The organism is Streptomyces sp. MnatMP-M17 (assembly GCF_900091995.1).
Lineage (GTDB): Bacteria > Actinomycetota > Actinomycetes > Streptomycetales > Streptomycetaceae > Streptomyces.
In genome coordinates this window covers 1-12,339 of sequence record NZ_FMDK01000178.1, presented here as the reverse complement: position 1 = coordinate 12,339, position 12,339 = coordinate 1, and the positions used below count along the sequence as shown (strand labels likewise).

General features: G+C 68.9%; 3 protein-coding genes. 1 reads left to right on the top strand and 2 read right to left on the bottom strand.

Annotation, left to right across the window (positions count from 1 at the left end):
* A partial coding sequence (locus tag GA0115259_RS08895; protein ID WP_093593401.1) for a ricin-type beta-trefoil lectin domain protein occupies positions 1-6,757 on the bottom strand: 6,757 nt, incomplete at its 3' end.
* A gap of 477 nt (positions 6,758-7,234) precedes the next feature.
* On the opposite strand from GA0115259_RS08895, the gene GA0115259_RS08890 reads away from it, so the two are divergent.
* Positions 7,235-10,768: a DNRLRE domain-containing protein gene (locus tag GA0115259_RS08890; protein WP_093593398.1), complete on the top strand. Its 3,534-nt coding sequence runs from the start codon at positions 7,235-7,237 to the stop codon at positions 10,766-10,768.
* Positions 10,769-10,817: 49 nt separating this feature from the next.
* Here the strand turns inward: GA0115259_RS08890 and GA0115259_RS40120 are convergent.
* On the bottom strand, positions 10,818-12,339 hold a 1,522-nt coding region (locus GA0115259_RS40120; protein WP_370747532.1), incomplete at its 5' end, for an NACHT domain-containing protein.

The following is a 12,339-nucleotide window of genomic DNA, read 5'->3' as shown; positions in this document are numbered from 1 at the left end:
CCTTGAACACCGCCCAGCCGGTCGACAGGATCACATCGCCTATCGAGACGGAGAGAGTCCGCTGGTACTCGGCGATCTGTGCCTCCAGCGCCGCGATGGACGCGTCGAAGCTGGAGGCCGTCGAGGTCAGACCGCTGGGGTCGGCATGGGTGACCGGGTTGTTGTTGGCGTACGAGTAGCCGTTGGCCTGGAGCGGATCGCTCTCGTCCAGCACCGGGTCCGCGGAGATGAACCTGCCCGTGGCCGGGTCGTACTCCCGCGCCCCGAGGTGCACCAGGCCGGCCGCCGCGTCGTCGTCGCCGGTGGCGAAGGCGGTGCGCGAGCGCTGCGAGATGTTCGCGGCGCGGTCGTCACCCCACGGGTCCTTCTTGGTGATGTGCACGGCCTGGCCGCCGTCCAGACGGACCTCGGCCAGCGGGGTGCCGTTGTGGTCGACCGCCGCGGCGAACATGTACTCGCTGGTGCCGCCCGTGGAGTTCGCACCGCGGTAACGCGTCACCGTCGGGGCACCACCGTGCCCGTAGGTACGCTCCGCGGAGCGGACCTTGCCCGCGGCGGTCAGGGCGACGGTGGTGTCGGGCAGGTGCAGCACCGCCCCGGCGCCCGAGCGCTCCAGCAGGCGGTTGCCCAGGGCGTCGTACACATACGTCGTCTTGGAAGCCGGCTTCCACATCTGGCCGGGCGCAGCCGAGTTGCAGGTCGCGAGTACCAGATCGGTGCCGACCGTGGTGGCCGGGGCGGCCATGCACAGACCGCTGTTGTGTTTGAGCTGACCGGTGCTCAGCGACTCCCAGCGCTGCGCGGCCGAGGCGGTGTCGCATGCCCGGATCTGGACGGCCGCGCCGACGGTGGTGCCGTTCGGCTGAGCGCAGCGGCCCGCGACGACGAGCTGTCCGACGGAGGCATTCTCGGCCGTGCCGTCATTGTCGGTGTCGGTGGCCTGGAGGCGGAAGTTCTGCGCCTTGGTGCTGTTGCACACCCATATCTGGAGGGCGGTTCCGGCGGTGGTGAGCGAGTCTGCGAGGTCGAGGCACATGTCGGCCGCGCCGGTCCAGGCCCCGGAGCCGTCGGGGCCGAAGCCGGTGACGGACTCGGCCTGGCCGTCCCAGGTCCAGGTCAGGCTCTGGCCCGCGTCACCGCCCGAGGTACGGGTCTCCAGATTGCCCGCGGTGTCATAGGTCTGTGTGGAGCGGGACTTGACGGTGGGCCCGGCCGTCGCGGTGGAGGTGGTGGTGTAGGAGGTCAGGGTGTGCGGCTGGTCGTTCTTGGCGGTGTCGCTGGTGCCGTAGGTGTAGTCGGTGACGACATCAGCCTTGGTGTCTCGTACTCCCGAGGTGAACGTCGGGTCGGCTTTGTGGGCCGTCTTCTTCTCGCGGTTGCCCAGGACGTCGTAGGTGTACGACTGCCAGTAGCCGTCACTGTTGGAGGAGACGTTGACGGTCCCGTCGGAGTACACCGGCTCGGCCGTGCTCCTGCCCGGGGCGGTGCAGGACTTGCCGCCGGGCGTCGTCCATGCCTGCGTCAGCTGTCCGAGCGTGTCGTACGTGAAGCACTGCTGGTCGGTGGCGGCTTCGCCGATCTTGTCGCCGATGGACAGGATGTTGCCCGAAGGGTCGTAGGCGTAGGAGCGCCTGCTCACGTCGGTTCCGGTGACGACGGTCCTGTCGGTGGCGTTCTCCCGGACGAGGGCGCTGGTCAGCAGCTCGCCGGTGGACTCGTTGAAGGTGTTGTCCTGCCACACCCGGTGGCCCTGTTCACCCACGGTGGAGCGCAGCACCTGCCCGTAGGGCGAGTAGGAGGTCTCGCCGACGTACCAGTCGTGGCCGGAGACGGTGACCGGGAGCCCGGCCTCGTTGTAGCGGGTGATCACGGATTCGGCGCTCAGGCCGCCCACCGCCGGAGTGGTGTACGACTCCGGCTGGCCGTCCGAGTCGTAGGTGTAGTTGTAGGTGTACTGGGTGACGAAGCCGTCGGCGGTGGTGCCCGCGGTCGGGCCGTCGGGCAGCTTCAGGGTCATCGCCGTGGGCTGGTAGTCGGCGGTGTAGCCGGCGATGGAGGTGGTGTAGGCCTTGCCGTCGGTGTAGCGGGTGGCCGAGGCGAGCTGGCCCTTGCCGCCGGACGCGGAGTCGTACACGTACGACTGGACGGCGGTGCCGGAGGTACCGCCCTTCGGGGTGGCCTTGACCTCGGCCACACGGTTGAAGCGGTCGTAGCTGTAGGAGAGGGTCTGACCGCGGGCGTCGGTCGCCGTGTCCACACGCCCGTACGCGTCGTACGCGGTGTGGGTGGCGCCGGTGTCGGGGTCGGTGGTGTCGGTGACCCGGCCCAGGGGGTCGTAGTCCCGCGTGCGGGTGTGGCCGGCCTCGTCGGTGGTGGTGACCAGGTCGCCGCGGGTGTCGTAGGAGTAGCGGGTGCTGATCTCACCGGCGGCGCTCAGAGCCGTGTCGCTGAAGGTGTCCTGGCGCACGGTGCGGCCCAGCGCGTCGGTCCACACCCGCGAGGCGGGCGTGCCCTTCGGCTGACGGACGACGGTGTAGTCGAGGCCGTACTCGTAGCGGGTGCGACGGTCCGCGCTCTGCACCGCCTTCCCGTTGTTGGTGTACGTCTCGCCCGTCTGCGGATAGGAATCGTGGACGGGAGTGACGGTGAGCACGCGGCCCAGGCCGTCGTAGGTGTAGTCGGTGGCGTTGGGGACGAGCGACTGGGAGGCGGGGACCACCAGCGAGGTGTCGGGATCCCCCTCCATGTAGTAGGCGTTCCTGGTGGAGCGGACCTGCCCGGAGCCGTTGTGGAGGGTGTCGGTGATCAGCCGGCCGCCGCCCACCGCCGGGGTCTGGGACTGCCGCTCGCGGCCCAGACCGTCGTAGATCGTGGTGGAGGACTTGTAGGCGCCGTCCCCGGCCGAGGTCTTGTCGGGGTTGTCCGCGAGCGACTCGGTGACCACGGACACCGGCCGCCCGGGGTCGGTGTTGTAGGAGTAGCGCACGGTGGGGTCGTCACCGGTGGACTGGGTGGGGTCCCAGGCGGCGGTGGTGCGCCCGAGTGGGTCGTACCTGTACGAGGCGACGCGGCCGTTGGGATCGGACGAGGTCAGGGTGGCCCCGCGGCCTGGCTCGACGGTGGCGACGGATCTGAAGCCGGTCTCCGCGCCGTCGACGACCTTGCTGCCCTGCACCGTCTCGATCTCGTAGACCTGACCGTCGGACGGCTTGTACGCGGTGGTGTTGCTCAGCCCCGTGGTGTCGGTCACCTTCTTGACACGGCCGTACGAGTCGTACGCGGTCTGCGACTCGGGGTGGGTGGTGTCCCAGGCGGTGCCGGCTCCCGTCGGCACCTCGGTCCTGGTCACCTGGCCCTTGGCGGGCGTGGCGGTGTGCGAGGTGGCGTCGTCGTAGTAGACGCGCGAGCCGGAGACCAGCGTCGAACCCGTCGAGGCCGACAGCTCGGCGGAGCAGGTGCTGGTGCCGGTCGTGGTGACGGTCCGGCTGACCAGGCCGATGAGGTACTTGTCGGTGTTGTGCACGTACGAGGTGCGGGTGCACGACTCGTCGCCGGGGGCCGCCTTGTCGCCGTACTCCCGTACCTCGGTCGGCAGACCGTAGGTGCCGTCGTAGTCGGTCTCCGTGGTCACCGTGCGCAGGGTCGACGAGTCGTCCCCTGTGCCCGAGGACTTGGTGATGGTCTTGACGGTGTCGAGGGTGACGCGTTCGGCGACCACGTCCGGGCCGTCGGTGCGGTCGCGGACGGCCAGGCGAACCGGGTCGTCGGGGACGTTGACGGTGCGTGATATCCAGCCGGTGGAGGTGGCGTCGCCTTCTCTGGTGTAGGTCAGGGACTCGGCGACCATGCCCGCGTACGCCTGCCGGTCGGGCTTGATGTCCGCGCCGGTGATGTCGGCGAGCGTGGAGGAGCGCTTCACGTCGTCGGAAGGATCGTTGGGCGTGCTGTCCGCGAGGACGTCGTCGCTCATGCCTCGGAAGTAGCGCGTGACCGTCTTGGCGGCGACGCTGCCCGCGGTGTCCTCCGTTTTGCCGGAGACCGTGGTGATGACGGGATAGCCGCGCCACTGGTCCCAGGTACGGGTCTTGGGCCGGGAGAACTCCGCCTGGTTCTTGGCCCACAACGCGCCGTCGACATCGTCGCCGAAGGTGTCGTACGAGTAGGTCGTCGTCAGTTCCTCCGCGTCCGCGAGGCGTGGGAACTCCGTGATCTTCGCGACCACGTATTTTTGGAACCACGAGATCCGCTTGTCGGTCAGCTCACCGTCGGCATGCCAGTAGGCCGGATAGCAGAGCAGCTTGTTCTTGTCCGGATCGGGGAAGTCCCTACCGCTGGCGCAGGCGCCACCGGGTGCCTTGTACTCGACGTGGGTGCGCCCGCCGTACTCGGAGACCACGTCCTGGACGCGCAGTCGGCTGAAGAGCGGCGAGGTGTCACCCGAGCCCTGTTGGACGCGGTTGGGCAGCGGGTTGCTGTTGTGGCCGAAGGAAAGGGGGTTGAGGCGCCCGGTGTCACCGTCCACCGCGTAACCGGTGCGGGTGATGGACTCCAGCCACAACGAGGTGTACTCACCGGTCAGGTCCCAGGGGAAGGACTGCTTGAGGTCCCAGGCGTCCACCTTCGACAGCAGGGTCGTGGTGGCCGAGTCGTCCGCCAGGCCGCACGCGTGCCGGGAGCCCGACTCGTTGCCGTTGCCGTCCGAGGTGTACTCGGTGAGCCGCACCCCCTGTTCACGCTGGGCGCACGCGGTGACCTTGGCCAGGCGCTTGCGGGACCAGAAGGTCGGGGCGTACGTGGAGCACTTCTTGTCCGCCTTGCAGGCGAGGTCCGCGGGGGTGTCGAACCAGGGCCGGGTGAGGTGGGACTGCTTGGAGTCGAAGTTGCCGCTGGAGCACTTCCACTCCTTGTCGTCGTCGAAGCAGCGCTCGCCGGTGGTGAAGACCATGCGGCCCAGCGGCTCGGCGGAGAAGAGGGTGTTCGCGCGCTGCCCGTAGTCGACGCGGGTGAGATAGCCGGCCCGGTCGTAGGCGACCGCACTGGCCTCCTTGTTGTTCCGGGCGTAGGCGTTGGTCTCCTTGTCCCACCACAGTGTCATCGCGTTGTCGGTCAGGTCGAGGACGTAGTCGAGCTGGAAACGCCAGCCCTGGTCGCAGAACGACTTGGCGAAGTCGGTGTTGTAGCAGGGGTCACTGCTGTGGTTGCCCGCGACCGGCACCGTCAGCACCGAGTCGGTCTCCTCCTTGCCCGACGACCAGCCCGGCAGTCGGTTGAGACCGAAGTAGTACTGCATGCCGTCGCTGGTGGTGACGCGCCAGAACTCGCCGTTGTCGTCACCGTTGCCCGAGGTGTGAGTGACACCGAGGATGCGCTTGTAATCGTCGGAGTCGAGCAGTTCGACGCGCGTGTTGTCGCCGCGGGCACTCTTCCACTCTTTGGTGGTGTCGTCGCGCACCAGCTCGGTGGTGGTGCCGTTGAGGGAGAGCGTGGCGTTGTAGCTGCCCCAGCACTGGTCCCCGGTGAAGTGTCCCTTGTTGTTGGCGTCGGCGGTGTCGGCCGCGCAGCCCACGAAGGTGCGGGTGATGGAGCCGGGCTGGTAGTCCCAGCCCTCGCCGATCCAGGAGACCTGGTTGTTCGTGGCGGACGTACGCCCGTCGGAAGTCTGCGAGTTGTAGCTGAGCGTGACATTCGGGGACGGGCCCGCGGGAACATTCGGACCGGCCATCGTGTACGCGTAGGTGAAGGCGCCGGAGGAGCCGCCCGCACTCCAGGAACCGGCGGAGACCAACGGGGAGGCGGCGAAGTCGCCACCGGAGCCCGCCCCGTAGGAGGTGCCCACCATCAACGCGCCGCCTCCGGAGCCGGCGACCTGCTGGACGCTCGTGGCCCCGCTCGTCCCTCGCCACACCGCGGCCTCCGCCGACGAGCCCTCCCCGGTGCTCGCGGCGGTGCCTGCCCCGCTCGCCGAGCCGCTCGACACGGCTTGCAGAGCAGCGGTGTCCACGGTCAAGTTGAGAATGGTCTCCGGAATCTCGGCGGTGGTCTCGGAGTCACCCACCTCGTCGTCAGCCGGGTCCTCGCCGGGGTCCCCGCCGGGATCGGGCTCGGAGCCGTCGCCGGAGCCGCGCGGCACGCTCACCGTCCTACCGGTGCGCTTGACCTCGGTGGTCACGGGGACGCCCTGCGAGCACTCCTCCGACTCAGGGGTGGTGGCGTAGCAGGAGGGCATGAGAGCGAAGGAGAGCCGGTCGAGCCACTGGGCGCTGTATGCCTCGGCGAAGCGGGTGGCGTCGATGGAGACGACCGCGTCGCCGGTGGCGGTGTCGGGTGCGTCGACGGCGAGCATGAAGCCCTGCGCGCCGGTGCTCACCGCCTCGGCCTCGGACGAGACCGCGACGCTCCACTGGCCCTCCAGGGCATCGGCCTGCTCGGCGGTCGCGTCCTCCGGCGCGCCGACGCCGACGCTCACCGTGCCGTCGGCGGAGGCGGCGACCTGGGCCGTGCCGCCCGCGGTCAGGCCTGCGACCGCCTTGGTGCCGGACGCCGCCGGCACCTCGGCCACCGCTGCCGGGTCGTGCTCCTTGGCCGGCGTGGTCGAGGCATCGCCGTGGAGCTGTTCGAGGTCGCCGGCCCGGGCCTCGTCGACGGGGACGGCGTCCGTCTTCTGCAACTCGTCGAGCTCGACCTCCGTACGGGTGTTGTTGTCGGGGCCGAACGCCACAGCGCCGGGCAGCAGCGTGGCGTTGAGAGCGAGGAGCACGGCGGCGACAACACCGACCCGCGCTCTTCGGCGTATCAGGCGTTCTCCGGGCGACCTATGCGCCAGCAAACCCTTGCCGCACCACGACAACACCCCACGCACGGCCAATCGACCCTTCCCGAGTCACAAACCATCAGAAACGCTCAGACCGATGGCACATGGTGATCCACGACGGGATGAAACTGCGGCCTTGTGAAGATCCACGTCAAGGCGGAATAAGTTTGTGTTAGCCATGTCACTGTTCAAAATCTGACAAAGAGTTGCAAAGAAAACTTTGAACCGGCATCCCTTCCACCCTGCCTACTCCCCTGCTCCACAAAGGTGTTGATCTCATGAAGATGTCCTGCTCATACTTCAACCGCCCATCCGGTCCGGCGCGTCGCGCTCGCAAGGCTTGCCACAGGCCCAGGGGCAACTCCGAAGAGCCACGCCGCAGCGGCGCCCCCGCGACGCGGCCCATCGTGTTGGAGAAGGGCCTTGAGCGATCTCGACAGCGCCGCCGGATCAAGCGAGGCGGCCCCCGAAGCGACACCCACCGGCAGACGGCGCGGCCGACGTGCCCTCGCCGCCGCGCTGGCGTTGGCACTGCTGGCCGGCGGTTGTGCCGTCATGGCCCTGCGGGACGACAAGCCGTCAGGAACCCCGGCGGATGCCAAGTCCGGGAAGAACAGCGGACCGGGCGACGAGAACACCGCCCAGCGTCAGGCCCGCGAGACCGGAAAGCGGACCGAAGTGGCCACGCTGACCGACGAGTTCTCCACCACGTACGCCAACCCGGACGGCACCTTCACCTACACGTCGTCCGTCGCGCCGGTGCGGGCGAAGAACGCCAAGGGGAAGTGGGCGCCGATCGACACCTCGCTGCGGCGCACGAAGGACGGCTGGTCGACCGTCAACAGCCCCTACCCCGTCACCTTCGCCGCAGGAGACCCCGGGTACGTTCCGGCCGCCAAAGCCCGTGCGAACAGCGGAGGTTCCTCCTCCACCGCAGTCGTCCGCACGGCCTCGTACCGCACCGCCGACCGGGCGAGCGCGTACCACGCCGCCGTCCGGACCGCCGAGCAGCCGGCCTCCTGGACCCCGCTGCTGTCGATGGACGCCGAGGGGCACGAGGTGAATGTCGAGTGGCCCGGGGAACTGCCCGAGCCGGTGGTCGACGACAACAGGGCCTTGTACGAGGGTGTGCTCCCCGATGTGGACCTACTGCTGACCACGCGGGACACCGGCTTCACGAACGTCCTGGTCGTCCACACGCCCGAGGCCGCCACCGAGCTGGCCGGGACCCCGCCGCGCTACCGCGTCACCTCGCCCACGCTCTCCTTCTCCCTCGACCCCGCCACCGATGTCCTCAAGGGCAAGGACCGCGAGGCCAACGAGATCGTGGTCGCGCCCACGCCCTTCCTGTGGGACTCCGCGGGAACCCACGACACGGACATCCCGGCTGCCGATCCGGATGCCGCCACGGGCACCAACGAGGGCCCCGAGGCCGTCGAGGAGAGCACCGCGCCCGGCGGCGGTACGCCTGCCGACGAGAACCCTGAAAACAGGCCCGATCACAACCCGGAGGTCCGGCCGGGTGCCGAACCCGCCGCCTACGCCGTTCAGGCCGGCACCGGCGAGACGCTCGCCCTGCCCGGCCTGAGCGGTCCCGGCGAGGGCGCGCGGGCCGCCACCGCCGCGGCCTCGCTGAGCGACGACGGCGTCCTGACGGTCATCCCGCCGAGCGGCTACCTCACTCGCGCCGAGGCCCCGGAGTACCCCCTGTTCCTCGACCCGTCCATGGTCGGCATCAGGGCCAACTGGACCAGTGTCTACAAGAAGTACCCGAGCTCCAGCTTCTACGACGGCGCCAACTACAACGAGGACACCAAGGAAGCCCGCGTCGGCTTTGAGCGGGACACCTGGGGAACCTCCCGTTCCTTCTTCCGCTTCAAGCTCAAGGACGCCATCAAGAACGCGGACGTCTCCAGCGCCACCATGAAGATCCTGGAGACCCACTCCTGGTCGTGCAGCAAGCGCACGATGCAGGTGTGGCGCACCGATCCCTTCTCCTCCGGTACCACCTGGAACAGGCAGCCCGGCTGGAAGAAGAAGATCACCTCCAAGTCCTTCGCCTACGGCTGGAAGTCGGCCAGCTCCTGCCCCGACGCGTATGTCAACTTCACCGTGACCTCGCTGGCCCAGGATGCCGCCGACGCGGGCTGGGTCTCTTTCAACGTGGGCCTGGTGGCCTCCACTTCGTCCTCCGCGCCGACCACCTCGGCATCGGCCCTGGAGACGGACACGTACTCCTGGAAGAAGTTCAGGGCCGAGGGCGACGGCTCCCCGACGGTGTCCATCACGTACAACCGTAGGCCCGGCACCCCGACTTCGGTCACCATGAGCCCCGGCTCCTGCGACACCAGCGCGTCCCCGTACATCAGGGTCGGCAAAACCACGCCCAGCGCCAGCGCCAAGGCCTCCGACCCCGACAGCGACCTCGTCAAGCTGGAGTTCGAAATCTGGCGCACCAATAACTACGAAACCACCCACAAGAGCCTGTTCAAGGCGGCCGACGACGGCGAACTCACCTCGGTCTCCCTCACCGGCCTGACCAACGGCTACACCTACGCGTGGCGGGTACGGGCCTGGGACGCCAAGGTCAGCAGCGGCTGGGCACCCACCGGTGGCGACGGCATGTGCCGCTTCACCTATGACACCGCCCTGCCTTCGTCCCCCGCCGAGGTCGTCTCGCCGGAGTTCCCCGGCGACAACGACAACGACAACAACGGCGAGGTCTGGTCCGGTGTCACCTTCGGCAACGCCGGGAAATTCACCTTCGCGATCGGTGACGTCAAGGACACCGACATCGTGAAGTTCGTCTACTCCATCAACTCCACCAACTACGCCGGCTACGTCTGCGCCAACGGCAAACAGGGCACCTCGGGCGGCCTCACGGCCTCCTGCTCCACGATCGTCACCTCGGTTACCGCCACCGGGGTCATGCCCCCCGCCGCCGGCCCCAACACCCTCTACGTCAAAGCCGTGGACGCGGCGGGCAACATCTCCCCCGACCCCACCAAGCACACCTTCTACGTCACCCCGCGCCCCAGAGCCGACAGCCCCGGCGACTTGACCGGCGACGGGACCGCCGATCTCGGCCACGTCAACGCCGCCGGAAACTTCTGGATCGACGCGGTGTCGATGAACGGCACGTGGGTCTCGAGCAGCCAGGGCCTTCACAAAAACGGGACGCCGCTGCAGGACGGCGCCACCGCCCCGCACATCTGGAACGGCGACAACACGTACGCCCTGGTCACCCACAACGGCGACTTCGCCCCCGGCGACGGCGTCACCGACTGGGTGGTGCGCACCGCCGACAACCGGCTCTTCATCTACCCCGGTGACGGCTACGGCGCCACCGATGTCACCCGCCGTGTCGAGGTGCGGCTGCCCGCCAACGCACCCTCACCCGCCACCTTCACCGAGATCAAGTCGGCGGGCGACATCACCGGCGACGGCCGGCCCGAACTCTTCGTTGCCGGCGGCGACGGGGGCGACGACCTGTGGGTCTTCGCCGGCTACAGCGGAGGTGCCTTCTCCACCGCCACGCAGATGACCACCGCCTCCTGGGGCGACCGGGACTTCGTGGCGATCGCCGACTACAACGGCGACGGCGCCGCCGATATGACCTACCGCAGCCCCACGGGCAACCTCATCCTGCGCAAGGGCATCCTCGACAGCGACGGGGTGGGCACGGTCCTCAACAGCCTGGGCCAGTCCGGCTGGAGCCTGGACGGCGACGACACCTACGCCGCCGGGGCCATGCCGCCCGCCGATTACCCCCTGGTCTACGGCAGCCCCGACACCCCCGGAGACGGCAACCCCGACACCACCAGCGACGGCATCCCCGACATCTGGGCGACCAACAGCGCCGGGGCACTGCTGCGGTACAAGGGCGGCGCCACCACCCTCGGCGCCGCCACCACGGTGCGCTCCAGCGGCTGGAGCGCCGTGAAGCAGCTCGGCTGACAGCCGACGGCCGACAGCCGGAATGAACTCTTCGGCCCTCCTGGCCCGCTCACATGTCGGGGTAGCCGTTAGCCATCGGGGCAGGGCAGATCGTTACCGCGACGCCGGGTAGCGCCGGTACAGGGGTGGTCCCTGGGACGCGCCAGAGGATGAGTCGCCGTAGCTCCCGCATTCCGGCGAGGGCGGCCAGTTCGGTGGCGTTCGGCGCCCAGTCGAGGAGTACGGAGCGGACTCCGCCCACCGCGGCGAAGCCTGTTCCGCGTGCGCCGGCCACCAGGCTGAGGTGGCGTACGTACAGTTCGGCCGGCAGCGTCCGCGCGCCGTTCGGCCGTGCGCTCAGCCGCAGGCTGTTCAGCTCGACTCCGGCGAGAGTCGTGAGGTCGACCGGTGTCGTCAGTCCGGACACGACGAGCCTGCGCAGCCGAAGCCTGCCCAGAGGCGACAGGTCCAGGGGCCTGGTGGCGGCTCGCGTCGAGCACCGGTCCAGTATCAGCACTTCGAGCGACCGGACGTTCTCCAGCTGTGCCAACGAGGTCATCCCGTTGTCCCGCAAGGTGAGCCGGCGCAGTGCGGGCAGGCCGGCGAGCGGAGTCAGATCGGGTACGTCGTTGCGTATCAGCAGGTCCGTGATGGTCTTGAGGTGCCCGATGCGTTCGATCCGGCGGGGGTTCTGCAAGTGGACGCTGAACCGGCTGAAGTCGATCTCACTGAGCACGTCACGCGCGTACACCTCGTAGTCACCGAACCTGCCCCAGGTCTCCAGCAGCTCGCTGATCGACCGGTTGTCCGGCTTCGCGGTGAACTGAAGGATCTTGTCTATGGCTCCCGGCGGGTTCCACTGCGCGGCGATCCGTGCCACCGCCCGCACCACCAGCGCGGCCCGTTCCGGAGGGAGGCCCTTCGGGTCGGGCAGCAGGTCGAGGACGAACTCGCCGGCCGCGGCGAGCTGGTCCGCGGCGGCCGTGGTCCGCGGCGGGATCAGTTCGGCCATCGCCTCTTCCACCAGGGCACGCACATCGGGTGAGTTCGGGTCCTGGAGTGGCAGTACGGCGCTCTGCTCCAGAACGGCGGCGGCGAGGAGGTACAGGGTGTCACGGTGCTCGGGTTCCGTTCTGCCGCGATCGAGCAGGCTCAGCAGGACCTTCGTCCGCTCGCTGGGCCGTGCGTGCGCGCCGACCATCACCACCACATCGTGCCAGTGCGGTTTGTCCGCGTTGTCGAGCATCAGGTTGAGGTTTTCCTCCTCGACAACCTCCTTGGCCGCGAGATGGTCGCGGAAGGTGCGATGGACGAACTCGATCGAGCGATCGGGCAGCTCACGCAGCAGACCGCTCTCATGGGCGAGGTACTCAAGCGTCCGCCGCGGGCTTTCGCTGCCACTGCGCAGGCCGAAGAGGCTCGCCGCCACGCGGCGTTCGGCGACGTCGTGGTCCAGAATCAGCCGGCGATTGGTGACCAGCCAGAACGCGAGCCGCTGGAGCAGCTTCAGCAGTTCCTCGTCACGCAGCGGCGGATCGCCGCCGTCCGGTCCCATGCCGGCCGCGTCGGCGGCCCGGCCGGGCCGCACCTCG